Below are 26,040 nucleotides of genomic sequence, written 5' to 3' on the forward strand. Positions count from 1 at the left end.
TCGAATAGCCACGATAACCCCGTTAAACACCAGAAACCGCCACCATGAGCCATCCGTCCCTGACTTCCGCCTCGCGTTTTTACCAGCGCTGGCTCAACGCCGCCCCGCAGCGCGCCGAACAGGCGGCGCAACTGGCGGACACGCCGCTCGACGGCCTCGATCTTGCCGCCACCCTGGCCACGCTGGCCAATGCCGCCACGCCGCCCCTTCCACTGGAGCGCGCCATGCGCCAGCTGCGCAACCTGCTGGTGTGCGGCCTGATCGCGCGCGACCTCGGCGGCAAGGCCGATCTGAACGAGGTGGTCACCGCCATGACCGGCTTTGCCGACTTTGCCATCCAGGCCCACGTGGCCGCCATCATGGCCGAGATGGTGGACCAGCACGGCATGCCGGTCGGCGAGGAATCGGGCCAGGAACAGGAGCTGATGGTGCTGGCGATGGGCAAGCAGGGCGGCGGCGAACTCAACGTCTCGTCCGACATCGACCTGATCTTTGTGTACCCGGAGGATGGCGACACGCAAGCCACCCAGCCGGGCCAGCGCAGCCTGTCGAACCACGAGTTTTTCATTCGCATGGGCAAAAAACTGATCGCCGCCCTGGCCGAAATCACGCAGGACGGCTTTACCTTCCGCGTCGACATGGCGCTGCGCCCGAACGGCAACTCGGGACCGCTGGCTGCCAGCCTGGGGATGGTGGAGCAATACCTGATCGTGCAGGGGCGCGAATGGGAACGCTATGCCTGGGTCAAGGCGCGCGCCGTCACCGGCAAGCCGGACGATATCGCCGCCCTGGAAGCGATCGTGCGTCCGTTCGTGTTCCGCCGCTACCTGGACTTTGGCGTGATCGACGCGATCCGTACCATGCATGGCCAGATCCGCGCCGAGGTCAACCGCCAGGAGCGGCTGCACCCGGACCGCAGCAACAATGTCAAGCTGGGCCGCGGCGGCATCCGCGAAATCGAATTCCTGGCGCAGGTATTCCAGTTGATACGGGGCGGGCGCGACGCCGAGCTGCGCGAGCGCTCCACGCGCGCCACCCTGCGCACGGTGGCTGACAAAGGCTACCTGGAGCCGGCCATCGTCGGCAAATTGCTCGATTCGTATACCTTCCTGCGCAACCTGGAACACCGGCTGCAATACCTTGACGATGCGCAGACCCATACCCTGCCCGCCAATGACGACGACCGCCTGACCGTGGCCCGGATGATTGGGCTGCCGGACACGGCCACCCTGCTGGCCCGGCTCGAAGCGCACCGCGTGTTCGTCGCCGGCCAGTTCGATGAAATGTTCAGCGACAAGACCAGCGGCACGCCGCCGGCCGATACCAGCATCGATCCGCAGACCTCGAACGAGTGCGCCGCCTCGGACCAGCAGGAAGACATCGAGGCACACTTTGCCGCGCTCGGTTTCCATGAGCCGGTGGCCTGCGCGCGGCGCCTGCTGGCCACCTGGCAGGCGCCGCGGCTGCAGTCGCTGCCCGAGGCGAGCCGCACGCGCCTGGTGGCGCTGGTCAACGCCGCCCTGCCCCTGATTACCGACTGCTCCATGTCGAACGGCAACGCCAGCCAGCTGGCAACTCTGGGCCGGCTGCTCGATTTCCTGGAGGCCATCGCGCGCCGCTCGGCCTATCTGTCGCTGCTGACCGAGTACCCGCACACCCTGGAGCGCGTGGTGCGCATGGTGTGCGCCAGCGGCTGGGCCGCCACCTTCCTGACGCAGCACCCGATCCTGCTCGACGAACTGCTCGACGAGCGCATCCGCCACAGCGTGCCGGACCCGGCCGCGCTGGCACTGGACCTGCAGCGCCAGCTCGACGATGCGCCCGGCGACACCGAGCGGCAGATGGATATCCTGCGCGAAACTCACCATGCCCAGCTGTTCCAGTGCCTGGCGCAGGACCTGGCCGGTGACCTGAGCGTGGAAAAGCTGGCCGATTACCTGTCGCAACTGGCCGACATCATCGTTGCCGCCACCGTGCAGGCCGTCTGGCAGACCTTGCCCACGCGCCACCGCGAGGTGCCGAAGTTTGCCGTCATCGCATACGGCAAGCTGGGCGGCAAGGAACTGGGCTATGTATCGGACCTCGACGTGATCTTCCTGTTCGACGACGACGACCAGGAAGCGCCCGGCCTGTACGCCAAGCTGGCGCAGCGTTTCATTACCTGGATGACTTCGCATACCTCGGCCGGCATCCTGTTCGACATCGATATCGCGCTGCGCCCGGACGGCGCCTCGGGCATGCTGGTGTCGAGCGTGCAGGCGTTCGAGCGCTACCAGAGCAGTGCGGCCTGGGTATGGGAGCACCAGGCGCTGACGCGCGCGCGCTTTTGCGCCGGCGACGTGAACATCGGCAAGCATTTCGAACGCATCCGCGATGCCATCCTGCGCAAGGAACGCCCGGAAAACGGTCCGCTCAAGGGCGAAGTGATCGCCATGCGCAAGCGCATGATCGATGCCCATCCGCCGCGCCCGGGCAGTTTCGACCTGAAGCAGGACCCGGGTGGCATGATCGATATCGAGTTCATGGTGCAATACCTAGTGCTGCAGCACGCGGCGCAGTATCCGCAGCTGACGGCCAACTCGGGCAATATCGCGCTGCTGCGCCTGTGCGGCGAACTGGGACTGATCGACGCCACCCTGGCCACCGGCGTGGCCGACGCCTACCGCGCGCTGCGCAAGCTGCAGCACCAGCTGCGCCTGCAGGGCCAGGACCTGGCCCGCGTGGCGCCCGAACGTGTGCAAATCCATGCGGACAATGTGATTCGCCTGTGGCAAACGATCTTTGCCACGGTGATTGCATAAATGATACAGCGGCGTATGATACAAACAGGCAACTCCGATTCCGAGTAGTGCCGTACAGGCCGCGCCGGGTTGCCGATCATCCCAGGAGACAGCAATGAACACATGTGTCAAAGCGGGCGTGCACGCCCTTCTCGCCGGTTTTATCGTCTGCGCCGCGCAGGCGGCATGGGCCGCGCCCAAGGGCACGGCCGACGAAGCCGTCGCCATGATCGAAAAGATCGACAACATGATCGTCGGCTCCGGCATCTACAAGTAGACAGCCAGGCCGGCACAGGCAACGATGCCCCTCCATTACCTGTCACGGCTGAGCGGCGCAGCGCGCGACGCGCAGGCCAACTTGCAGCTCGGCTGCGTGCTGGCGCTGGTGGCCGGCGCCGTCAATGCGGGCGGCTTCCTGGCCATCGGCGGCTATACCTCGCACATGACCGGCATCGTCTCGGGCATGGCGGACGATCTGGCGCTGGGCAATGTAACGGTGGCGCTGGCGGCGCTGGGCGCCTGGCTGGCCTTTGTCAGCGGCGCGGCCGTCACCGCCATCATGGTGAACTGGGGCCGGCGGCGCCGGCTGCACAGCCAGTTTGCCATGAGTTTGCTGTTGGAAGCAGTGCTGCTGCTGGTGTTCGGTTTGACCGGCAACTACCTGGCGGCGATGCCGAATGTGCTGGGCCCCGTCACCATCTTGCTGCTGTGTTTTGTGATGGGGCTGCAGAACGCCATCATTACCAAGCTGTCGGGCGCCGCCATCCGTACCACCCACGTGACGGGCATCTCGACCGATATCGGCATCGAAATCGGCAAAATGCTGTATTACAACCGCCGCCAGCTGCCCGGCGACATGGTGCGCGTCAACCGCGCCAAGCTGAAAACGCATGCCGCATTGATCCTCTGCTTTTTTGCCGGCGGCGTCAGCGGCGCGCTGGCCTTCAAGCATATTGGCTTTCCCGCTGCCACCATTATCCTGGCCGGCGTGTTGAGTTTGCTGGCCGGCATGCCGGTGCTGCAGGATGCGCGCCTGCTATGGCGCTTTTACCGGCGCCGGCAGTAAGGCGCCGGCAATCAAACGGGCGCAGTACGGTTGCCCGCGCTGCGCCCCTGGTTCAGGCGGCGTCCGGGGACGCCGCTGCTGCCGCTATCAGAACGTGTATTCCGCACCGACTTTCAAGGTGCGCGGACGCAGGCTGTAGCCGTCACGCACATTGATCGGACGGTCACGGTCAAACACATTGTTGATATTGGCCAGCAAGCGCAGGTTCTTGAAGCCCGTATAGGCAAAGTTCAGGTCGGTGCGCACGTCACTGGCGACATGGCAGGACAGTTTGGCGTCGCCCAGCGCATCGCGGCAACCCTCTTCGCCCCAGCGTTCGACATCGGTTTCATCCTGGTTCAGTGCCTGTCTGGAGGTGTAGTTGATGCGTAAGCCGGCCGTTACCGGACCGTTGCGCCATGCCGTGCTGAAGACCGAGACGATACGCGGGTTGCCCAGCAAGCCGATGGTGTTCGGACGGTAGGCGTTGGCGTCGATATCCCAGCTGCGCAGTTTCAGTGCGTACGTGGTGGCCAGGCCCAGCGTCACGGTACCATAGTCGCCGGCCGAAATACGGCCGTTCAGGTCGATGTCCACGCCCTGCGAATCGGTCTTGCCGAAGTTCTCGTAATTGAGCAGCAGCGACTGGATGGTCCCGGCGTCCCAGCCGATGTTCGCGCCGGGCGACAGCTGATTGGCGCGCGCGGCAAAGCGGCGATCGGTGTCGCTGACGGGATTGCGCACCAGCTTGTCCGAATACCCCGCCTTGTCTTCGCGCGCCAGCACATACGGTACATCGCGGTAATTGATTTCATCCTTGCGCTCGATCTTGAAGTAATCGAGGGCCACGCTGAAGTTCTTGACCGGCTCGGCCACGAAGCCCAGCGTGAAGCTGCGCGAGGTTTCCGGCTTCAGCGTCGCGCTCGACGAAATCATCGCAGGCACGGAAGCCAGGCAACCCGAGTTATACGCCGTGGTGGCGTCGGATTTGTCGGTGGCTGTGCCATTTTTCAGGATATCGCGAATTTTCGTCGCGGTAGCGCAGCGTTTGGGATCGAGCTGCGAGTTGAAAAAGCCGGTCAGGCCCACCTTGCCCAGGGTCTCCGGGATATTCGGTGCGCGAAAGCCGCCAGCAGCCGTACCGCGCAGCAGCAGTTTCGGTGTCACTTTCCAGCTCACGCCCAGCTTGGGCGACAGGTGCGACGAAAAACCGGGCGCCTTGTCCACGCGCAACGCGCCATTCAGTTCCAGGCCTTTCCACACCGGCGCATTCAGCTCCGCATAGGCGGCTTTCAGCAGGCGCTGGCCATCGATCCACAGCGAACCCTGGCTGATGATTTCCGCATTCATCACATTGTCCAGCGATTTGATGTACATGTTTTCCTGGCGTACTTCCGCCCCGAACACGGCCTGCAGCGGGCCGCCGGGCAGCGTGGCCAGATCACGGCTGAGCTTGCCGTCGATAAAATTGGTCCACAGTTCCGCATCGGTGCCGATCACCGGGAACATGCTGTTCAACAAGGCATCGCTGTTGCCGCCGCCCAGCTTGTATTCGCCACTGACGATGGCGGCAGGCATGCGGTCGCGGTGCGGGCCACGGTTGCGCGAGGTGCCGTCGCCGCCGGTGCGGCCGATGGTGCCGGCCCACTCCCATTCGCCGAGGCTGCCTTCGAGCCCCGCCATCACGCGGTACTGGGTGGCCTTCGACGGGGCGGACCAGTCCATGTTGTCGTCCATGAAGCGATAGTCCAGACCGACCGGGAAGTTATACGGGTTGTAGGCGGAATTGGCCGGCAGCAGCGGCTTTTGCACCGACTGCGACTGCTTTTTATTGCCATCGAACCAGTTCCATGGCGAACCTGCCGCCATGGCGTATGGCAATGGATGGTAATTGGTGCGCGTTTCCGAATACGACACCTCGGCAAAACCGCGCGTGGTGTCGCCGAGCTTGAAATGCAGCGCGCTGTACAGATTGACACGGTCGGCGCCGTCCGACGACGGGTTGATGCCGTTGAGGTCGCTGGTGCACAGGCCGTTGGCATTGACCGTGGTGCAGCCCGCGACTGCCTGGCGTACGGCACGGTTGCCACCGCTTGCCGCCTGGTTCAGGTTACCCGGGAACGAATACAGGCTGGGATCGCCGAATGCCGGGCTGTAGACTTCCTTGTGCCATGCCGGATACTTGTTCATCACGTCGGCCAGCTTGTAGCCCTGGCGCTTGTAGCCTTCCACGTTGATGAAAACGTTGTAGCGGTCTTTTTCCAGGTCGCCGAAACCGGCCAGCAAGCCCACCGTCGATTGCTTGCCAATGCTGGGGTCGAGCGCCTGCTGGTAGTTGGCGCTGGCGCTGACGCCCTGGAAGCTCTTGCGGGTAATGATATTGATCACGCCGGCCAGCGCATCGGAACCGTAGACGGCAGAGGCGCCGTCCTTGACCACTTCGATACGCTCGACCACATCGGCAGGAATCGCATCGAGGTTGACAAACGTTTCCTTGCCACCATCGGCAAAAGCATAGTTCGAGACGCGCTTGCCATTGACCAGCACCAGCGTCGCACCCTTGCCCAGGCCGCGCATGGAAGCGCCCGAGGCGCCGCGTGCAAAGCTGCTCGACTGGCCGTCGTCGCGCAAGGTGCCACTATCGAACGAGGTCAGCGTATCGAGGATCTGGCGCACGGTATTGGCGCCGGTGGCCTTGATTTCGTCACGGCGCACGACCGTGACCGGCGACGCCGTCTCGGTGTCCATGCGCTTGATATTGGAACCGGTGATTTCCACGCGCTGCATGGCCGGCTCTGCGACGTCTTGCGCGTGGCTGCTCGCGGCGATGGTGCTCAATGCAAAAAATACTGCCTTGCTCAGGGGGTTCAACTTGGGCTTCTTCAAGTTCATTTCTTTACCAACCTTGTCTCATTATTTTTCTGAACTCAAGCAACTGGATCACAGCAGCTTGTACGCTTGTCGTCAGGATATTGACGAGAGCAAGTATCAGTAATGGGAAAAATGTTGTCAATAAGGAAAACCAAGAGTTAAAAAAAAGCCCGGAATATGCTGCCAGATCAAATTTTTATGTTGTTTTAAATGGCAATAAGAAACTTTTTGTAACGACGTTTTTATTGAATCGATGCGTTTTTCAAATCCGGCAGGCCAAAAAAAAAGCGCCTCGGGAAACCCCGGGCGCTTTTCATGCAGCAGCCAGTGATTACTTGGCCGACATCAGTGCAACGGTGGTGTCGAGCATGCGGTTCGAGAAACCCCACTCATTGTCGTACCACGACGATACTTTCACCAGGCGGCCCGAGACCTTGGTCAGGGTCGAGTCGAAATTCGACGAAGCTGGATTGTGGTTGAAGTCGATCGATACCAGCGGCTCGGTCTGGTAGGTCAGGATGCCTTCCAGTGCGCCTTCGGAAGCCGATTTCATCAGCGCGTTGATTTCTTCGACGGTGGTGTCGCGCTTGGCGATGAACGTCAGGTCAACCAGCGACACGTTGATGGTCGGCACGCGGATCGCGAAGCCGTCCAGCTTGCCATTCAGCTCAGGCAGCACCAGGCCGACCGCAGCGGCAGCGCCGGTCTTGGTCGGGATCATGCTCATGGTGGCCGAACGGGCGCGGCGCAGGTCTTCGTGCATCACATCGGACAGAACCTGGTCGTTGGTGTAGGCGTGCACGGTGGTCATCAGGCCGGTTTCGATGCCGATCGCGTCGTTCAATGGCTTGACCAGCGGTGCCAGGCAGTTGGTGGTGCACGAAGCGTTCGAGATGACGGTGTCGGTCGATTTCAGCACGTCCTGGTTGACGCCGAACACGATGGTCGCGTCCACGTCCTTGCCGCCTGGTGCCGAGATGATGACTTTCTTGGCGCCGCCCTTCAGGTGGGCCGAAGCTTTCTCTTTGGTGGTAAAGAAGCCGGTGCACTCGAGCACCACGTCCACGCCCAGCTCGCCCCATGGAATTTCAGCAGGGTTGCGCTGCGCGAACACGCGGATCGGATCGCCGTTGACGATCATGTTGTCGCCTTCGACGGTGACGGTGCCCGGGAACTTGCCGTGCGCGGTGTCGTAGCGGGTCAGGTGGGCGTTCGATTTGGCATCGCCCAGGTCGTTGATGGCAACGATCTGGATGTCCTGTTTCTTGCCGCCTTCGTAGAAAGCGCGCAACACATTACGGCCGATGCGGCCGTAGCCATTGATTGCAACTTTGATCGTCATACTCTGCTCCTGATTGAAATAGAAAGACTTGGCACATTAAAAAATCTGCTGCCGCCGCGCCCATCTGCGGGGCGCTGGCGGCGTAAAACGATTTACCCGGCGATGACAGCTTTTACTTTAGCCACGACATTGTCGACGGTGAAACCGAAATGCTTGAACAGCACGCCGGCCGGAGCCGACTCGCCAAACGTATCGATACCGACCACGGCGCCTTCCAGGCCCACGTATTTGTACCAGAAGCTGGTCACGCCCGCTTCGATGGCCACGCGTGGCACGCCTTTGGTCAGCACGCTGGCCTTGTAGGCGGCGTCCTGGCGGTCATACACGTCGGTCGACGGCATCGACACCACGCGCACGTTGATGCCTTCCGAGGCCAGCGCGCTGGCGGCGGCCACGGCCAGTTCCACTTCGGAACCGGTGGCAATCAGGATCGCTTTCGCGTCGGCCACGTCGTTCAGCACATAGCCGCCGCGGAAGATGTTGGCGATGGTGTCGTTCGAACGCTCCTGGTACGGCAGGTTCTGGCGCGAGAAGATCAGGGTCGACGGGCCATCCTTGCGGCGCACGGCGGCGCCCCATGCCACGGCCGATTCTACCGTGTCGCACGGACGCCAGTTGTCCAGGTTCGGGATCAGACGCATCGACGAGACGTGCTCGACCGACTGGTGGGTCGGGCCGTCTTCACCCAGGCCGATCGAATCGTGGGTAAACACGAAGATCGAACGCAGTTTCATCAGCGCGGCCATGCGCAGCGCATTGCGGCTGTAATCCGAGAAGGTCAGGAACGTTGCGCCGAACGGGATGTAGCCGCCGTGCAAGGTGATGCCGTTCATGATCGCGCTCATGCCGAATTCGCGCACGCCGTAGTTGACATGGTTGCCCGGCTTGCCCGAACGTACCGGGATCGATTCTTTCCAGTTGGTCAGGTTCGAGCTGGTCAGGTCGGCCGAGCCGCCCAGAAATTCCGGCAGCGACGAGGCCAGCGCCTGGATCGCGTTCTGGCTGGCCTTGCGGGTGGCGATGTTTTCTTTTTTCTCGACGCAGGAGGCGATCGCGGCGGCCAGCGCCGTTTCGAACGCTTCCGGCAGGTCGCCCTTCATGCGGCGCGACAGTTCGGCGGCCTGCTGCGGGAATTCTTTGCTGTAAGCGGCAAAGCGGTCGTTCCAGTCGGTTTCCAGCAAGGCGCCCTGTGCTTTGGCGTCCCAGGCCGTGTACTGTTCGGCAGGAATGTCGAACGGTGCCGAATCCCACTGGATGTATTCGCGCACGGCGGCGATTTCCTTGTCGCCCAGTGCGGCGCCATGGACCTTGTCGCCGCCCTGCAGGTTCGGCGAACCCTTGCCGATGATGGTCTTGCAGCAGATCAGGGTCGGCTTGGTGGCCGACTTGGCGGCGGTAATCGCAGCGTCCACGGCGGCCACGTCATGGCCGTCGACGGCGCGGATCACGTTCCAGCCGTAGGCTTCGAAACGGGCCGGGGTATCGTCGGTAAACCAGCCTTCGACCTTGCCGTCGATCGAGATGCCGTTGTCGTCGTACAGGGCGATCAGCTTGTTCAGGCCCAGGGTGCCGGCCAGCGCGCACACTTCGTGCGAAATGCCTTCCATCAGGCAACCGTCGCCGACAAACGCGTAGGTGTAGTGGTTGACGATGTCGTGGCCAGGCTTGTTGAATTCAGCGGCCAGCAGTTGCTCGGACAGCGCCATGCCGACCGCATTGGCCAGGCCCTGGCCCAGCGGACCGGTGGTCGTTTCCACGCCTGGCGTGATATCGACTTCCGGGTGGCCCGGGGTTTTGGAATGCATCTGGCGAAACGCCTTGATGTCGTCCATCGACAGCTCGTAGCCGGTCAGGTGCAGCAGCGAATAGTGCAGCATCGAGCCGTGGCCGTTGGACAGCAGGAAGCGGTCGCGGTTCGGCCATTTCGGGTTGGCCGGGTTGTGGCGGTAATGCCCACTCCACAGGGCAACGGCGATCTCGGCCATGCCCATCGGCATGCCTGGATGGCCGGAGTTAGCCTTTTGTACAGCGTCCATTGCCAGTGCGCGGATCGCATTGGCCATTTTGGTAGTCGGGAGCGTAGTTGTCATGGTGGTGTGGGTCAGTCGCGAGTTTGGGATTCGTTTGCAGCAGCGCGGACAGGCGGCCGGCCGCTTTTGTAGTCAACTATTTTACCAGACTGGGGGAGCGCAAATTAGAATTGCAGCGTACTGCCACGCCAACTCGCTATACTTTGGTGCCTGTTTATCCATCTTTTTGCCCGTTCAGGAATTGCATGCCACGTTTTTACTGCCCCCAGCCGCTAGTCCCCGGCACCACCATCGCCCTGCCCGAGGCCGTCGCCCACCATATCGCGGTGGTGCGCCTGGCGCCCGGTGAACTGATCACCCTGTTCAATGGCGAGGGTGGAGAGGTCCAGGCCGGCATCGTCTCGGTCGCCAAGCGCAGCGTTACCGCCGAGGTGCAAGCCCATCATGCACGCGAAGTCGAACTGCCGTACGCGGTGACGCTGGCGCAGGCGCTGCCGGAAGCGTCGAAAATGGACTGGATCATCGAAAAGGCAATCGAACTGGGGGCGGCCGGCATCGTGCCGCTGGCGGCGCAGCGCTGCGTGGTACGCTTGTCCAGCGAACGGGCCGAAAAGAAACTGGCGCATTGGCAAGGGATCATCGTTTCGGCCTCCGAACAATGCGGACGCAACCGCCTGGCGCAGCTGGCGCCGCTGCAGGAGTTCAATCAGTGGCACAAGCAGCAGGATCTGCAGCAGCGCATCATATTGACGCCGCGCGCGCAGCAGTCGCTGGCCGACTGGGCGCGCCACCAGCCGCCGCAGGCAGTCACGCTGATGGTGGGGCCGGAAGGCGGCTTTACGGAGGCGGAAGAACAGGCGGCGATTGCGGCCGGCGCCATCGGCCTGGCGATGGGGCCGCGCATCCTGCGCACGGAAACGGCGGGGTTGACGGCGCTGGCGACCCTGGGCGCCTTGTGGGGCGGCATGTAAGACAGCGCATATTTCCAGTCATTCCAACAAAAAAAAGCCGTTACCTGTTTGTCAGGTACCGGCTTTTTACTTGATCGTTGCAGGCCGCCGGCGAACCGGCGGCTGTTACACGATCAGAACTTTTTGTTGAACTCTGCAGTGAACTTCATCGAACGCGGTGCGGTGTAGCTCAGTACCGATTCGTACAAGTTGTAACGAGCCTGGTTGGTGTTGTAACGCTCAACCACTTTTTGCGTGGTTTGGGTGTTGAACACGTTGAAGATATCCAGTTTTACCGACAGGCCTGGTACATAAGCTGGCTTGTAAGCAACGTTCAGATCCAGGTTTTTATCCCATGGCAGATTGCCGACCGTACCGCGTGGCGACACGACGTTCTGGTTGCCCGTAGCGCCGAAGCAGTAGTGCGAAGCGGACTGGTAGTTGTAGTTCGCGTCGCTTGGCGATTGGGTGAACGGGTTGGTACCAACGCACGAACGTGGACGGCCCGATGCCAGCAGCGCCGACGCGCCTACAGTAAATTCCTGGGTCAGGTCGTAGAAGCCGTAAGCCTTGATCTGGTGTTTGCGATCATTAGGCAGGCGGCCATCTGCGTACATCATCAGTTCTTTATAGTCCCAGGTTTGGGTAGCAGCAACGTCAGCCTGGCCGGTGGTGGTGTCCGACAGCGTCTGGCCTTCGGTATTGCCTTTGCTACGCGACAAGGTGTAGTTGATCTTGCCGTACCAGCCGTTACGGTATGGATGCTCGGCAAACACATCGAGTGCAGCGTACGTACGTTTCGGCTTGTCGAAGCCCAGATCAGCCTTGGTCAGGTGAACGCGGGTCAGGTTCGAGTTCGTGCCTGCATAGTCGACCATGAAGTCATTGTCTTCGCCCGGATTGAACGATGCGCAGTTGAAGCCGCCGTAGTTCGAGGTATCGATACCGTTTTGTGCTGCGTACTTTTCAAACACGCGGCCATCGCAGAAGTCATCGATGGTCGATTTCAGGGTACGGTAGGTAACTTTGGCGCCGAAGTTCAGGCTAGGGCTGAAAGCTTTTTCGAAGCCCAAAGTCAACTCGTCCTGGAACGATGGTTTCATGTCCAGCGCGGCAACGGTCAACGGATTTTTCGCTTGACCGTATTCGTTGTTGGCCGACAATACGCCGGTCAATTCCGTCAGGCCGGTTGGCGCGCCATTGGCATCGGTACCGGTGTAAGCATAGTACTGATTGGTATTGGCCGAACCATTGGCGCCGCGCAGGGCGATTACGGTAGGCATTTGCAGGGTATAGCGGCCTGCGCTACCGAATACCTTGAACGATGCATCGCCATTCACGTCCCACACCGCCGCGGCGCGTGGAGCATACTGGTTCTTCATTTCAATGTATTTGACGCCGTCCTGGTTGGCGTTATAGAAGCCTTCGCGACGCAGACCAACGGTCAGCAGCACGTCTTTCGTGGCTTGCCAGCGATCTTCGACGTATTGCGCATCCTGACCTGCGAAAGCGTTCGACACGGTCGAGGAGATTACGCGTGATACATAATAACCACGCTCAGCGAGTGGGCCGCGGCCTGCCAGTGCCGGTACCGTGCCGCCTGGAACTGTAAATGCAGCGGCAGGATTTGGCGTAATGCCGTACAACCACAATTGGCCGCCAGCATAAGCGTCGCCAGCGTCCAAGGAGGACATCTTGTTGTTATCCAGACCTGCGCGCAAGGTATGGTTGCCAAGCTTGTATTCCAGATCCAGACGTTTGGACGTCACGCGGTCAGTAGCACCGTTGACTGGCAAATCGTCGCTGAACGGCTGGCCACCGCTGTAGTTCAACGCGACAGGGGTCTTGACCTGGGCTTCTACAGGGGCACTGATTTGTGCCAGTGCCGGGTTGTAGCCTGCAGGCTCGTAGATGTGCTTGGCGCGCGACTTGCCGTACAGGGCATTGATAGTCAGGTCGTCGGTGATGTTGCCGACGTAGCGGATGATGTTGGCTTCGCCACCGTTCGGGTTGAATGGGCCGTATTCTTCATGGGTCGAGGAATTGACATTGCTGCCGACAGCGCGCGTGGCGTAGTTATACGAACGGTACTGGGTGTCGGTTTCCGGCAAGTCGCCGATCGAGGTAAATTCGATACGGTGATTGTCGCTGATGTTCCAGTCCAGTTTGCCGTAGTAGCGCTTGGTGGTGGTCTTGTAATCGCGCCAGCCGTTCTGTGCGTTAGTCAGCGCGGTGCGGCTGCCGTAGACGCCATTGCTTTCGGCGGCAGTTTGTTCCAGGGCAACGAAACCGAACAGGGTATCCTTGATCAGCGGACCGCCTACGTAAGCCGAGTATTGCTTCTGCTCGAACTCATTGTCTTCCCGACGTGTACGCAGCGTGCCGTCGGTTGCCGGGAAGACGCCGGTATTGGCGTAGTAGAAATCACGTGGCTTGGAACGCAGCGACTTCGGCGCGATCGATACCAGGGCGCCTGCTTCCCAGGTGTTGGTACCGGATTTGGTGGTGATGTTGACAACGCCGCCGACCGAACGGCCGAATTCGACGCCGTAGCCACCGGTCAGCACTTGGGCCTGAGCAATCGCGCCGAATGGCAATTCCATTGCACCGAGCTGCGACAGTGGATTGGTAACAGGGAAACCGTTGATGTAGTACGCGTTTTCGGACGCGCCGCCACCGCCGAAGCTGGCGCCGGCCGGGTACGTCGGGTCACCGCGCGTGGTATTTGGCGACAGTTGAATGATGGCGTCGACGTTGCGCGCGATCGGCAATTTGTCCAGTTCACGGGCGGTGAAAGTCGCGCCGTTGGTCGAGTTCGAAATGTCAATACGATTGCGGCGGCCCGTCACTTGCACGGCCTGCACGCCTGCGGTAGCACCGGCAACTGCGAACTGGGCTTCCACGCCCTGACCTGCCAGCACTTCAAGATTGGTGGTGCCAACAGCTGTCTGGCCCTTCATCAGGGTGACGGTGTAGTTACCGATAGGCAAGCTGGTCACGCGGAAGGCGCCATTGGCATCGACCGCACTGGTACGCGACGCATTGGTATCGTTGTTCTTGAGAACAACGCTATCGCCTGTGCCAGCACTGATCTTGCCGAAAATCGTACCTGCGGCATTCGACTGCGCCATGACTGGAGCAACAACCATGGTGGACATGGCTCCGGCACTGAACGCAAGCGCCAGAGCGCGAACTAAAACTGTTTTTCTCAACATGTGGTTTCCTAATTATTAGAATTTAAGCGCCTCTGATAGAGCTGCTTGTTAAATTTTAAGCACTAAATCATGTTTAATACGTTTTTTGTTTCCGGTTTTAGTTTTTGAATCGTTGATAATTCCCCCTGCCACTGATAGGACAGGTTTCGGAAGAGATTTAAAAGCCCATCCAAGCGATATATAAAACCATGGCGTACTAAGCAGTGTCAATACAGGATGTAAAATGATGTAAGGAAACAACAAAAGAGCACCAAAGTGAATTACCAAAATGGTGCATGCGTGCACGAATATGATGCATTGCAATAAAAACGAATATGGATAGTTAAAAAACGCACTTGGAAAATACAAATAAATCTTCCGCTGAGTCTGGTGACAGACGCCGTTTTACCTTTGTTGCAGTGCAGGCTGGCCGCCTCGACACCTGGCAAAACGTATATTTTTTCGTTGTACAAAAACAACAATGGTGAAAATTACACTTTGAAACACTCTCTTTTTCCGTTACATTTTGATTGTGGGCAACTTGCAAATATGCCGCCACGCATGGCTATCTGATGATTATTAAAATTCGCAGATACATGCACGAGTATGCTTGTTTGCATATTCCTTTTTCAGATAAACATATTCTGTAGTTTATCGATATAAACGCGCCAATTCAATTTTTGCCTGTTTATCTTCATGCCTGTCTTTATTCGCCCCATGAATCTCGCAGATTAAAAGGGCAATATCATCCCGGGATTATTTTCCGCCTTGCTTTCAATATGCATGGCTGCCGCCGCTCGAGCGCTTTTTCCAGGCGTACAGACCAGACTGCGAGGCCGAAAAACCGTAGCTTCGCAGCAACAGCATTGCCTTGAATTGACCTCAATCGCCCTGTCGCAGCCGCATGCGCTGCGACAGAGCGGCAAGCAGCATGGGCTGAAGGTAAAATAGCGCCTTGCGCTTTCCGGAATCAGGAAAGACAGACTCTCCGCTAGATACGGAGCCCGGCAATTTTAGAAAATACTGACCATGTTGCGACTCAACGAAGTAAAACTCCCCCTCGAACACGGCGAGGCGGCCCTGCCCGCCGCCATCCTGGCGCGCCTGGACATTCCGGCAGCCGACCTGCTTGGCTACACCGTTTTCAAGCGCAGCTATGACGCGCGCAAGCGCAGCGCCGTGGTGCTGATCTATTCGCTGCACGTGGAAGTGCGCAATGAAGCGGCCGTGCTGGCCAGCGTCAAACACGATATCCACGTCATGCCCGCACCCGACACCGACTACAAATTCGTCGCCGGCGGCGAGCAGCTGGCCGGCCACAGCGATGAGCCGCGCCCGATCGTGATCGGCACCGGTCCGTGCGGCCTGTTCGTGGCGCTGATCCTGGCGCAGATGGGCCTGCGCCCGATCATCCTCGAGCGTGGCAAGCCCGTGCGCGAGCGCACCGTGGACACCTTCGGCTTCTGGCGCAAGCGCGAACTCAATCCCGAATCGAACGTGCAGTTCGGCGAAGGCGGTGCCGGCACCTTTTCGGACGGCAAGCTGTACAGCCAGATCAAGGATCCGAAACATTACGGCCGCAAGGTATTGACGGAATTCGTCAAGGCCGGTGCGCCCGAAGAAATCATGTATGTCAGCAAGCCGCATATCGGTACTTTCCGCCTGGTCAAGATGGTGGAAGAGATGCGCGCCAATATCGAGCAGCTGGGCGGCGAATACCGCTTTGAAAGCAAAGTGGTCGATATCGACATCGCGCCCGGTGCCGACGGCGGCCAGGTGCGCGGCGTGGTGCTGGCCAGCGGCGAGACCATCGCCAGCAACCATGTGGTGCTGGCGATCGGCCACAGCGCGCGCGACACCTTTGAAATGCTGCACCGGCGCGGCGTGTATATCGAGGCGAAACCGTTTTCGATCGGTTTCCGCGTCGAGCACCCGCAATCCCTGATCGACAGCTGCCGCTTCGGCCCCAGCGCCGGCCACCCGATTCTCGGCGCGGCCGACTACAAGCTGGTGCACCACGCCAGCAATGGCCGTTCCGTGTACAGCTTCTGCATGTGCCCGGGCGGCACGGTGGTGGCGGCCGCCTCGGAACCGGGCCGCCTGGTGACGAACGGCATGAGCCAGTACTCGCGCAACGAGCGCAACGCCAACAGCGCCATCGTGGTCGGCATTACGCCCGCCGACTATCCGGGCGATCCGCTGGCCGGCATCGCGCTGCAGCGCGAGCTGGAAGAGCGCGCATTTGCGCTGGGCGGCGGCAACTACGACGCGCCGGGCCAGCTGGTGGGCGACTTCGTGGCAGGCCGCGCCTCGACCGAGTTCGGCAGCGTGGTGCCGTCGTACAAGCCGGCCGTGCACCTGACCGACCTGGCGTCCGCCCTGCCCGAGTATGCGATCACGGCCCTGCGCGAAGCGTTTCCGGCCTTTAACAAGCAGATCAAGGGTTACTACAAGGCCGACGCCGTGCTGACGGGCGTGGAAACGCGCACTTCGTCGCCGATCCGCATCAAGCGGCGCGACGACGACCTGCAAAGCCTCAATACGCGCGGCCTGTTCCCGGCCGGCGAAGGCGCCGGCTATGCGGGCGGCATCCTGTCGGCGGCCGTCGATGGCATCAAGGTGGCCGAGGCGGTGGCGCTGTCGATGGCGTCGCCAGCGCGCTGATACCGCCCTGCGTTCGCGGCAGACGAAAAAAAACCGGCATCGATGCCGGTTTTTTTGATGGACGGCAGCTTCCTGCAGCCGCAGTGCCGGTTCAGAACTTGTAGGACGCGTTGATGTAGGCCGTGCGTCCGCGCGGATCATAGTAGCGGTCGTCGTAGCCGAACTGCTGGCCCCGCCCCGAACCGGAGGTCGAGGGCACGAATGGCGGGCTCTTGTCGGTCAGGTTGAGCACGCCCAGGGTGAGCCCCCAGCTCTTGCCTGCCCACACCGTCTGCCAGTCCAGCGTCGAGTAGAAACCCACGCGCATGCGGATATCCTCCTGGCCGGTGACGGCACCGCTCGCATCGAGCACGTCCACCGATGTTTCCTGATCGTGATAACCGGACAGGAAGTTGACCGTCAGCGAATTGGACCAGTCGCCTGTCTTGAGCGTATTGGTCCACTGGCCGCGGGTACGGAAGGTCACCGTGCCGAGTTCGGCAAAATTGCCCAGCGCGGAATAGTAGCGGCCGCCGCGTTCCTGCTGGATGTCCTCGCGCAGCATTTGCGTCGCGGTCAGCTGCGAGGTGAACAGGCCGATACCGGAACGGTAGCGGCCGCTGATATCGATATCGACGCCGGTGGCAAAGGACTTGCCCAGGTTCTGGTTGTTGGCCAGGAATGCCAGGTAGGTGGTCCCCGTTCCCACATCCGTGTTGACGCCCCAGGAGTTGGGGAAGTTGCCCGGATTGGCGAACACCAGTTGTTCACCGAGCTGGCCAAAGGTATCGCGTATCTGCACGTGCCACAGGTCGGCGCCCAGCGTGATGGCGCTGAGTGGTTCATACCGAAAACCCAGTGTTGCCTGCCGCGATTTCTCCGGCTGCAACTCGCGATTGCCGCCGGCAAGCTGGTCATACTGGCGATTGCCGGGTTGGCATTGTGCATTGAAGCGCGTGGCGATCGCCTGCAAGGCAGGGGTACAGGTGTACTTTTCGCTGGTGACGCCGTAACCGCTCTGCAGTGCGTTGACTTGCGGTACGGTGGGCGCATGGAAGCCGTTGCCCACCGAACCACGCAACAGCAAGTTCGGCGCCGGCGTCCATTTGAAACTGGCCTTGGCGGTCGTGGCGCCGCCGAAGTCCGAAAACTGGTCGAAGCGCAAGGCGGCGCCCAGCTCCAGTTCTTTCAGCACGGGCGCGATGAGTTCGGCAAACACGCCTTTCGATACGCGGCTGGCGCTGTACGGACGGCTGCTGGCCGCGTCGCCAAAGCGCTGGTCGCATTCCAGCCCGGCGGCGCCGCAGGGCGTACCGGCCACCGGATCGGCCAGAATGCCTTGCGCGAAGGGGCTTGGTTTCGAGGAAAATTCTTCAAAATTGATGTTGGCGCCCATGCCCAGCATCATGGCGCCGCCGGCCAGGCGCTGCAATTCGGTCGAGCCGTTCAGGTTAATGGTCTGCAGCCGCGAGGTGCCGCCATCCCAATAGCCCGAGTAGGTGGCCGCCCTGATCGCTTCCTGCGCCGCAGCCGACTGCTGGCCCGGACCGACAAAGGGATCGAGCAAGCCGCTCGATGTCAGGTTGTTGACGGCGATCGCGCCGGGGTAGCCGGAAATATTGCCTTTGACGCGGCTCTCGGAAAAATTATAGGACAGGTTATAGTCCCAGCCATTGGTGATGCCGCGCGTGCCGAGCACGGCGCTGGCAAAGTCGGCCGTATCTTTCGAGGCGCGCGGCCCCATGTCGAACAGGCGGTAAAACGCCGTGCTGTCGCCTGTGATGCCGATGGGCAGCAGATACTTGTCATGCAGCGGCGTGCCGGCGTCGACACTGATGGCGCCCGGCACGGGGGCGATGCGCGAAGTCTGCTGGGTGCGCGACAGCAGCACGTCGGCATACACTTCGTGGCCGGCGACCTTGAAGGTGCCCGATGCCATGAAATTGTCGCGCTTGCGCTCGGGGTAAATCTCCAGGTCCTTGGTGAAATCGTAGCCGCAGTAGTCATCCGCCAGGCCGCTGCCATCGTTGTACGGTTCGATGACGCGGAAGGTTTTATCGGGGCAGGAACCGTTGGCCCGCTGGTACGGGCTGATCAGCTGGCCATTGTCATCCGTGGCGTTGGCGGGGATCGGGCTGGCCGAAAACTGCTGCTTCTGGTAGCGCTTGCCATTGGCCGAGAACTGCACCTTCCCGGTGTTGGCAAAGGCGCGATCGACAGAGGCGAGCTTGGTGCGTTCATCATGGCCAAACGTCAGCACGACGTTATAGCCGTCATCATCGAGATTGCCGAAACCCTTGGTGGCGCTGAGGCGCTTTTCGCGCGCGCCGTCCTTGGGCGCCGAGTAGCCGAGCGTCACGTCGCCGGCGGTCGTGTCATGCTTGGTAATGAAATTGACGACGCCGGCGATGGCGTCCGCGCCGTACAGGGCCGAGGCGCCATCGGTCAGCAACTCGACCCGTTCGATGGCCGAAATGGGAATCGAATTCAAGTCGAAACCGGCCGCAAAGCCGGTCAGCGTCTGGCCGCCGAACTGCGCCAGGCGCTTGCCGTTGAGCAGTACCAGCGTCCGTGTCTCGCCCACGTTATGCACCGAAATACCGGAAAAACCAAAAGTGCTGCCCCCCACCGAGCCACTTTCGTTGGTGGCGCCCTGGGCGGCCGAGAGTTTCTTGACCAGATCGGTGACCGAGGTCGCGCCCGAGGTACGGATCGCCTGCGCGGTGAGCACCGTCACCGGCAATGCTCCCTCGGCGGCGATGCGCTTGATCGACGATCCGGTCACTTCCACGCGCTGGATCTGCGCCTCGTCCGCCTGTGTGCTTTGCGCGCTGGCGCACTGCGAGGCCAGCGACAGCGTCGCTGCAATGCCGCTGGCGCACATGATGCGAACAGCGCGGGAGATAACGGTTTCTTTAAGCATGATGAACCCTTTTCACTTTTACACGATGTGGGTAACAGGATCCGGTAACCGGACCGCAATCATTGATGAAACCGCGCCGCAATCGCGCGCCATTTCATCGCCCAACTTCATGGCGCCAGTTCGCGCAGCGCGGCAGGCGAGCGCTTGCACGAGCGCCCTGCGCCGGGAAACTGAGCGACCAGAAGTTGCTGCACAAGCCCATGGAATCATGCACACTTCCAAGTGTCAACAGAACGCGCCAGGCACAGGCATGTGAATGGCATGCCTATGGTACGCATACAACATTGTGTAAAAAATACCGGGGTCGGCACGCAAAAGTAACCAACAATGATGCAGCAGGCACCCAGTCCGCTTGGTGCCTGTGCCGGTAGCTAGCGTCTTCTGCTTGCGGCTGATCAGGAGTGCGGGCCAGGCGTGATGAGGCCGCACGGCGAGCAATGCAACGGCAGTCCCTGCTCCCGGGGGCGCCGGCAGGAGATGTATCTATCTGCCGGGACAGCTCTTAATGCGCCAGCGGCAGCCTGATGTGAATGTGGCAGCCGGGCTGGTCTTCGATGGCCCTCACCTGGCCGCCCAGCTGCTGCACGATCGTATGCACGATGTGCATGCCGAGACCGGAACCGCCCTGGCCCCGCTTGGTGGTAAAAAACGGTTCGAACATGTGTTCGCGCACGGCGGGCGCAAGGCCGATGCCGTCGTCGCAGAATTCGAGCGACAGCCACTGCCTGGCATCCTCTGTGTCGATGCCGGCGCGAATGGTGATGCTTCCCGGCCCGCCATGCGGATAGCCATGGCGCGCGCTGTTCATCAGCAGGTTCGACAGGATCTGCGACAGCTTGCCGGACGCCAGGCGCACGCGGCAGGCCGGATCGATCTCGAGTTGCACCCGCAGCGCGGACTTGCGCAGCTCCGGGCTGTGCGCCGACACCAGTCCATGCACATAGTCGTACAACACCAGGTCGGCCACGTATTCGCTGGCCTGGTCCACCGCCAGCTGCTTGAAGTTGCCGATCAGTTCCGCCGCCCGCGTCAGGTTGCGCTCGACCAGCGCGGCGGCGCCCGTCAATGCCTGCGCAATGTCGATCAGCTCGGTACGGCTGACCTTGGGCGCTGCCAGCATCCGCACCAGCTGGTCGGCATAGCTGCCCATGCTGGACGCCGCCGTCAGCGCCACGCCGATCGGCGTATTGACCTCATGCGAGACGCCCGCCACCAGCGAGCCGAGCGCGGCCATCTGCTCCTGCTCCAGCAAGGTGGCCTGCGCCGCCAGCAGCGACTCGCTACGCTGGCGCACGATTTCTTCCAGCTGCAGCGCCCGGTCCTGGTGCTGCAGCTCGGCTGCGCCGCGCGCCGAGAAAATCGACAGCAGCAGCAAGGCCAGCAGGCGCTTGTCTTCATCGATGGGGCGCGTGTCGATGGCCGACAGGATGCCCAGCGTGCGTCCCTCCGTATCGGTCAACGGCATGCCGACATAGCTTTCGGCGCGCATCTCGACCAGCAGGCTATCGAGCGGAAAGCGGCGCTGGATATCGCTGCCGTGAAAGCACATGTCCTGGCATGTCACGTCCTGGCACGGCGTGTGCTGCAGGCTGTATTCGATATTGTCCTGGTAGCCGTCGCCCCCCCACAGGGCCAGTGTGCGGATGGCTTCGCCGCCGTCCAGCTGGCGGATCAGCCGGCCGGCGATCACATAGCGCACATCGAGCGCTTCGGCCAGTTCGCGCACCAGGATGCGCAGGAAATCATCGCCACGGGCCTTGGCCGTCGACGCCGTGATCGAACGCAGGGCCGCCTCGGCCAGGGTGCGCCGCTGCGCCTGGTCGAACAGGGGTTCCTGCGAATTGACATCAAACAGCGGAATACTCATGCGTGCTCCTGCGCCGCCTGGCCAGCGAAGACGGATCTGTTTTGATTGTACCCCTGGCTATTGTCCAATAATACAGATTTCAGGAAATTTTTACAGCCAGCCGGAACGCTTGAACAGGTAGTACATATAGCCGCAAGCGCCGCACATGACGGCCACCGCCGCCGGATAACCATAGTGCCAGTCCAGTTCCGGCATGAACTTGAAGTTCATGCCCCAGATGCCGGCAAAGGCGGTAAACACGGCGAAAATCGCCGCCCAGGCCGCCAGTTGCTTGTTCACTTCGCTCTCGTCGATGGCCACCATCGACAGGTTGACCTGGATCGCCGTGCTGATGGTGTCGCGGATCGAGTCGAGCGTGCCGTTGATGCGCGCCAGGTGGTCATGGACGTCGCGGAAATACTCCTGCGTGTCATGCGCCAGCGGCGGCACGCGCCCGCCGTGCAGCTTGCCCACCGCTTCCATCAGCGGCGCTACCACATGGCGCAGCACCATCACCTTGCGTTTCAGCTGGTACAGCCGCTCGATGTTGTCGCGCTCGGTACCGGAATCGAACATGCGGTCTTCGATCAGTTCCAGTTCCGATTCCAGTGCGTCGAGGATGGGAAAATAGCGGTCAACCACGGCATCCATCAGCGCATACAGCACGAAGGCCGAGCCCTGGCGCAGCAGATGCGGTTCGCGCTCGGCGCGCGCACGCACGCCCAGGAAGCCCTGCGAGCTGTTGCTGCGCGAAGACAGCACATAGTTGGCGCCGACAAAAATATCGACTTCGCCCAGCACCAGATCGTCGCCCACCATTTCCACGGTTTTCACCACCGCGAACAGCGAATCGCCATATTCCTCGATCTTCGGGCGCTGATGGCCGCGCTGCGCGTCTTCCACCGCCAGTTCGTGAAGGCAGAATTCGTGCTGCATCTGTTTCAATTCATCGGGGGTCGCGTCGAGCAGGGCGACCCAGACGAAGCAGTCGGGCCGCTCCACGTAATCGCTGATATCGTCGATCGGCAAGTCGGCCAGTTTCTTGCCATCCTGGTAGGCCACACAGTTAATCAGCATACACATTCCACAGTTCAAGTTGACGCCGGACGACACAGTCCGGCAGGCGCCAGCTTACCCTATCGTTCGCTTAGTTTGTATGTTGTGGCGTGCAAGTGACGCGCGGAAGAAAGCGGGCGCAGCAGAACGCTGCGCCCGGCGGCGGGATGGCGGCTTGTCAGTCTTCCTTGGCGCCGTCGATGCCCAGTTCGGAGATCTTGCGGGTGATGGTGTTGCGGCCGATGCCCAGGCGCACGGCGGCGTCGTTCTTGCGTCCGTGCGTATGCTTGAGCGCCGTCTTGATCAGGGCCGACTCGAACTGGCGGCCCAGCACGGCCATCACTTCCTGCTGGCCAGCGCCCAGCATGCCGGCCGCCTGCAGTTCCAGCAAGCCGATCCAGCCGGGCGGCGCGCCGTTGGCCGGCGCGGCGGCGTCGAACACCTGTCCGCCATGCGGCGCATTGGCAGGCTGTGCTTCACCCTGCACTGGCGTTGCCTGGCCGGTCATGCCGGCAGCCGCTTCGCCCTGCCCCTGCGTCAGTTCCAGCGGCAAGTCCTTGATTTCCACCGTCTGGCCAGGCGCCATCACGGTAATCCAGTTGCACAGGTTTTCCAGCTGGCGCACGTTGCCGGGCAAATCCAGGCTGCTCAGGAACTGCATGGTCGGCTCGCTCATGCGCTTCGCTTCCACGCCCAGCTGGCGCGCGCTCTGCACCAGGAAGTGACGCACCAAAATGGGGATATCCTCGCGCCGCTCCCTCAAACTGGGCAGGCGCAGGCGGATCACGTTCAGGCGGTGATACAAGTCTTCGCGGAACAGGCCGTCGCGCACGCGCTGCTCGAGGTTCTGGTGCGTGGCGGTAATCACGCGTACATTGGCCTTGATCGGCTGGTGGCCGCCAACGCGGTAGAAATGGCCGTCCGACAGCACGCGCAGCAAGCGCGTCTGCAGGTCGAACGGCATGTCGCCAATCTCGTCCAGAAACAGGGTGCCGTTCTCGGCCTGCTCGAAGCGTCCGCGCCGGGTCGTCTGCGCACCGGTAAATGCGCCACGCTCGTGGCCGAACAGTTCCGATTCCAGCAGATCCTTCGGAATCGCCGCCGTATTGAGGGCAATGAAGGGCTGCGCCGCGCGCGGGCTGTGCTTGTGCAGCGCGCGCGCCACCAGCTCCTTGCCCGAGCCCGATTCGCCGGTGATCAGCACCGTCACGTTCGATTGCGACAGGCGGCCGATAGCGCGGAACACTTCCTGCATCGCCGGCGCCTGGCCCAGGATCTCGGGCGTTTCGGACGGGCCGGACTCGACGCTGGTCTCGCGCAGGCTCTCTTCGAGCGCGCGGCGTATCAGTTCGACCGCCTTGTCGATATCGAAGGGCTTGGCCAGGTATTCGAAGGCGCCGCCCTGGAAGGCCGCGACGGCCGAGTCGAGGTCGGAGAAGGCGGTAATGATAATGACGGGCAAGCCGGGAAAGCGCGTCTTGACCATCTGCAGCAAGTCGAGGCCCGAGGCGCCCGGCATGCGGATATCGGACACCAGCACTTGCGGCGTGTCGAATTCGAGCGCGGCGATGGCATCGCGCGCATTGGCAAAACTCTTGGTCGCCAGGTTTTCACGGGCCAGGGCTTTTTCCAGCACCCAGCGGATTGATTCGTCGTCGTCAACTATCCAGATTGGCTTCATTAGTGTGTGCGTCCCGCAATGGATTTCATGAGTGGGATACGACGGCAGGTGCTTCCCACGCTTATGGCAAAGGTAAAACGATCCTGAAATCGGTATATCCAGGCCGGCTTTCGCATTCGATCACGCCCAGGTGCTGTTGCACGAAGGTCTGTGCCAAGGTCAGTCCCAGTCCGCTGCCGCCTTCCCGTCCCGATACCAGCGGGTAGAAAATCCGGTCACGGATCTGGGGTGCGATGCCCGGTCCATTGTCAATGATATGCAAGTCTAATGCCAGGCCGTAGCGGACCTTCGCCAGGGTCACCTGGCGCGCCACGCGCGTCTTGAAAATCAGCTCGGCGTCGCCCGCTTCGATGCGCTCGGACAGTGCCTGCGCTGCGTTATGGGCAATGTTCAGCACGGTCTGGATCAGCTGCTCCTTGTCGCCGCGGAACTCGGGAATCGAGGCGTCATAGTCGCGCGAAATGGTCAGGCCGCTGGGAAACTCCGCCAGGATCAGGCTGCGCACGCGTTCGCACACTTCGTGGATATTCACATCGCCGACGATATGCGGACGGCGGTGCGGCGCCAGCAGGCGGTCGACCAGCGTTTGCAGCCGGTCCGCTTCCTTGATGATGACCTGCGTGTATTCGCGCAATTCGAGCAGGTGCAGCGCCGGCAGTTCCAGTTCCAGCAGCTGCGCCGCGCCGCGGATACCGCCCAGCGGATTCTTGATTTCATGCGCCAGGTTGCGGATCAGCTCCTTGTTGACCTGGCTCTGGTCGAGGATGCGCTCTTCGCGGTCAAGTTTGAGCTGCTGCACGTTTTCGCGCAGCTCGATCAGCACGCTGTCTTCGGGACCGTCGAGCGCGCTGATGATGCTGTGCACGCGCAACGGTTCGCGCCCCAGGCGCTCCAGGCTCAGGTCCTGGCGCAGGTCGGAAAAATTGTGCTCGCGCGCCTGGGCGCAGATGCCGGCCAGCTCTTCGGGATTGATGAACAGGGCCGTCAGCTTTTGCCGCGACAGCGCTTTCAGCGAGCTTTCCAGCAGGTTTTCCGCGGCAGCATTGGCATAGCTGATGCGGCCGTCCTGGTCGAGCACGACCACGGCCGAGGCCAGCAGGTCGAGGCCAGCCAGGTGCGCCGGGCGGCGGGTATGGGTAGAGGATTCGGTCATCGGATATTCGCAATCTCGCGTTTCAGGGCCTCGACGTTTTGCTGCGTCCGCCCGATGTTGTCTTTCAGTTGCGCCACCCGTGCCTGGTAGGTCGCGTAGTTGCGCTCGTTACCCTGGCGTTCGGGCTGGCCCTCGTTGAATTCCTGGCGCTGCGCGGCCAGCTTCTGCTCTTCGCTGCGCAGTTCGTCCTGCAGGATCTGGCGCCGGTCCAGGTCGCGCGCGCGCTGCTCGGCATTGTCGACGCGGGGGAACGCCGCAGAGGTGGCTGGCGTACCGCCGGCCTGGGCCGCGGGCCTGGCGTTTGGCACCGCCAGCGGCGCAGTCCTGCGCGGCGGCTCCGTCATGGCGCCCGGCAGATCGAGCAGCTTGCACGCGGCATTTTCGCGTTTGTCAGTATAGGTCTTGTGGCCTTGCGCGTCGCTGCAGACATACAGCTGGCCATGCGCCTGGGCTGCTGCGCCCAGCAATGCGGCCGCCAGCGCCATCCTGTATTGCTTGATCAATCTCCACTCCTGTCAGCTGTCAC

Annotated in this window: 15 protein-coding genes; 5 read left to right on the top strand and 10 right to left on the bottom strand. The window is 61.6% G+C overall.

Translation table 11 applies throughout. The features are described 5' to 3' along the window. Positions 1-44: 44 nt before the first annotated feature. The 3 genes from glnE (at position 45) to RTQ46_RS14595 (ending at position 3,846) form a co-directional block, all read left to right on the top strand. Positions 45-2,801, top strand: coding sequence for a bifunctional [glutamate--ammonia ligase]-adenylyl-L-tyrosine phosphorylase/[glutamate--ammonia-ligase] adenylyltransferase (gene glnE, locus RTQ46_RS14585; RefSeq protein WP_312437614.1), 2,757 nt, complete (start codon positions 45-47; stop codon positions 2,799-2,801). Positions 2,802-2,895: 94 nt separating this feature from the next. After that, positions 2,896-3,057 carry a hypothetical protein gene (locus RTQ46_RS14590; RefSeq protein ID WP_312437615.1) on the top strand — a complete coding sequence of 54 codons (162 nt, stop codon included), beginning with the start codon at positions 2,896-2,898 and terminating at the stop codon, positions 3,055-3,057. A 24-nt stretch (positions 3,058-3,081) separates the two neighbouring features. Beyond that, positions 3,082-3,846, top strand: coding sequence for a YoaK family protein (locus tag RTQ46_RS14595; protein ID WP_312437617.1), 765 nt, complete (start codon positions 3,082-3,084; stop codon positions 3,844-3,846). Positions 3,847-3,933: 87 nt separating this feature from the next. On the opposite strand, the gene RTQ46_RS14600 is transcribed toward RTQ46_RS14595, so the two are convergent. The 3 genes from RTQ46_RS14600 to tkt form a co-directional block, all read right to left on the bottom strand. Further along, positions 3,934-6,717: a TonB-dependent receptor domain-containing protein gene (locus tag RTQ46_RS14600; protein ID WP_312437619.1), complete on the bottom strand. Its 2,784-nt coding sequence runs from the start codon at positions 6,715-6,717 to the stop codon at positions 3,934-3,936. A gap of 310 nt (positions 6,718-7,027) precedes the next feature. Then, the gene (gene gap, locus RTQ46_RS14605; RefSeq protein ID WP_312437621.1) at positions 7,028-8,038 is read right to left on the bottom strand and encodes a type I glyceraldehyde-3-phosphate dehydrogenase; all 1,011 of its coding nucleotides are present in this window, start codon (positions 8,036-8,038) and stop codon (positions 7,028-7,030) included. 92 nt (positions 8,039-8,130) lie between these two features. Further along, positions 8,131-10,128: a transketolase gene (tkt, locus tag RTQ46_RS14610; RefSeq protein ID WP_312437622.1), complete on the bottom strand. Its 1,998-nt coding sequence runs from the start codon at positions 10,126-10,128 to the stop codon at positions 8,131-8,133. A 185-nt stretch (positions 10,129-10,313) separates the two neighbouring features. On the opposite strand from tkt, the gene RTQ46_RS14615 reads away from it, so the two are divergent. Next, the gene (locus RTQ46_RS14615; RefSeq protein WP_312437625.1) at positions 10,314-11,039 is read left to right on the top strand and encodes a 16S rRNA (uracil(1498)-N(3))-methyltransferase; all 726 of its coding nucleotides are present in this window, start codon (positions 10,314-10,316) and stop codon (positions 11,037-11,039) included. A gap of 113 nt (positions 11,040-11,152) precedes the next feature. Here RTQ46_RS14615 and RTQ46_RS14620 read toward each other — a convergent pair whose 3' ends face one another. After that, positions 11,153-14,233 carry a TonB-dependent receptor plug domain-containing protein gene (locus RTQ46_RS14620; RefSeq protein WP_312437627.1) on the bottom strand — a complete coding sequence of 1,027 codons (3,081 nt, stop codon included), beginning with the start codon at positions 14,231-14,233 and terminating at the stop codon, positions 11,153-11,155. A gap of 1,008 nt (positions 14,234-15,241) precedes the next feature. On the opposite strand from RTQ46_RS14620, the gene RTQ46_RS14625 reads away from it, so the two are divergent. Next, positions 15,242-16,876 carry an NAD(P)/FAD-dependent oxidoreductase gene (locus tag RTQ46_RS14625; RefSeq protein ID WP_312437629.1) on the top strand — a complete coding sequence of 545 codons (1,635 nt, stop codon included), beginning with the start codon at positions 15,242-15,244 and terminating at the stop codon, positions 16,874-16,876. A gap of 91 nt (positions 16,877-16,967) precedes the next feature. Here RTQ46_RS14625 and RTQ46_RS14630 read toward each other — a convergent pair whose 3' ends face one another. The 6 genes from RTQ46_RS14630 to RTQ46_RS14655 all read right to left on the bottom strand — a co-directional run bounded on the left by RTQ46_RS14630 (position 16,968) and on the right by RTQ46_RS14655 (position 25,999). Then, positions 16,968-19,778 (bottom strand): TonB-dependent receptor domain-containing protein, encoded by a 2,811-nt coding sequence (locus RTQ46_RS14630; RefSeq protein ID WP_312437631.1) that lies wholly within the window; start codon positions 19,776-19,778, stop codon positions 16,968-16,970. A gap of 502 nt (positions 19,779-20,280) precedes the next feature. After that, entirely contained in the window at positions 20,281-21,645 is a 1,365-nt protein-coding gene (locus tag RTQ46_RS14635; RefSeq protein ID WP_312437632.1) for a GAF domain-containing sensor histidine kinase, read from the bottom strand. Between the two features lie 90 nt (positions 21,646-21,735). Continuing rightward, positions 21,736-22,701: a magnesium/cobalt transporter CorA gene (gene corA / locus RTQ46_RS14640; protein WP_312437633.1), complete on the bottom strand. Its 966-nt coding sequence runs from the start codon at positions 22,699-22,701 to the stop codon at positions 21,736-21,738. Between the two features lie 157 nt (positions 22,702-22,858). Continuing rightward, entirely contained in the window at positions 22,859-24,361 is a 1,503-nt protein-coding gene (gene ntrC, locus RTQ46_RS14645) for a nitrogen regulation protein NR(I) (protein WP_312437634.1), read from the bottom strand. Between the two features lie 61 nt (positions 24,362-24,422). Beyond that, a complete protein-coding gene (gene glnL, locus RTQ46_RS14650; RefSeq protein ID WP_312437636.1) occupies positions 24,423-25,514 on the bottom strand; it encodes a nitrogen regulation protein NR(II) in 1,092 nt (363 codons plus the stop codon). Further along, positions 25,511-25,999: a DUF4124 domain-containing protein gene (locus tag RTQ46_RS14655; RefSeq protein WP_409518339.1), complete on the bottom strand. Its 489-nt coding sequence runs from the start codon at positions 25,997-25,999 to the stop codon at positions 25,511-25,513. The genes glnL and RTQ46_RS14655 overlap by 4 nt, the downstream gene beginning before the upstream one ends. Positions 26,000-26,040 lie beyond the last annotated feature (41 nt).

Origin of the sequence: Janthinobacterium sp. (assembly GCF_031995485.1) — a bacterium.
Classification (GTDB): domain Bacteria; phylum Pseudomonadota; class Gammaproteobacteria; order Burkholderiales; family Burkholderiaceae_D; genus Janthinobacterium.

Excerpts from the sequence above, each read along its gene's own strand:
- RTQ46_RS14600 (WP_312437619.1), bottom strand. The coding sequence starts at position 6,717 with ATGAACTTGAAGAAGCCCAAGTTGAACCCCCTGAGCAAGGCAGTATTT.
- RTQ46_RS14590 (WP_312437615.1), top strand. The coding sequence starts at position 2,896 with ATGAACACATGTGTCAAAGCGGGCGTGCACGCCCTTCTCGCCGGTTTT.
- glnE (WP_312437614.1), top strand. The coding sequence starts at position 45 with ATGAGCCATCCGTCCCTGACTTCCGCCTCGCGTTTTTACCAGCGCTGG.
- RTQ46_RS14655 (WP_409518339.1), bottom strand. The coding sequence starts at position 25,999 with ATGGCGCTGGCGGCCGCATTGCTGGGCGCAGCAGCCCAGGCGCATGGC.
- ntrC (WP_312437634.1), bottom strand. The coding sequence starts at position 24,361 with ATGAAGCCAATCTGGATAGTTGACGACGACGAATCAATCCGCTGGGTG.
- RTQ46_RS14630 (WP_312437631.1), bottom strand. The coding sequence starts at position 19,778 with ATGCTTAAAGAAACCGTTATCTCCCGCGCTGTTCGCATCATGTGCGCC.
- RTQ46_RS14595 (WP_312437617.1), top strand. The coding sequence starts at position 3,082 with ATGCCCCTCCATTACCTGTCACGGCTGAGCGGCGCAGCGCGCGACGCG.
- corA (WP_312437633.1), bottom strand. The coding sequence starts at position 22,701 with ATGCTGATTAACTGTGTGGCCTACCAGGATGGCAAGAAACTGGCCGAC.
- RTQ46_RS14635 (WP_312437632.1), bottom strand. The coding sequence starts at position 21,645 with ATGAGTATTCCGCTGTTTGATGTCAATTCGCAGGAACCCCTGTTCGAC.
- RTQ46_RS14615 (WP_312437625.1), top strand. The coding sequence starts at position 10,314 with ATGCCACGTTTTTACTGCCCCCAGCCGCTAGTCCCCGGCACCACCATC.
- tkt (WP_312437622.1), bottom strand. The coding sequence starts at position 10,128 with ATGACAACTACGCTCCCGACTACCAAAATGGCCAATGCGATCCGCGCA.
- glnL (WP_312437636.1), bottom strand. The coding sequence starts at position 25,514 with ATGACCGAATCCTCTACCCATACCCGCCGCCCGGCGCACCTGGCTGGC.
- RTQ46_RS14620 (WP_312437627.1), bottom strand. The coding sequence starts at position 14,233 with ATGTTGAGAAAAACAGTTTTAGTTCGCGCTCTGGCGCTTGCGTTCAGT.
- gap (WP_312437621.1), bottom strand. The coding sequence starts at position 8,038 with ATGACGATCAAAGTTGCAATCAATGGCTACGGCCGCATCGGCCGTAAT.
- RTQ46_RS14625 (WP_312437629.1), top strand. The coding sequence starts at position 15,242 with ATGTTGCGACTCAACGAAGTAAAACTCCCCCTCGAACACGGCGAGGCG.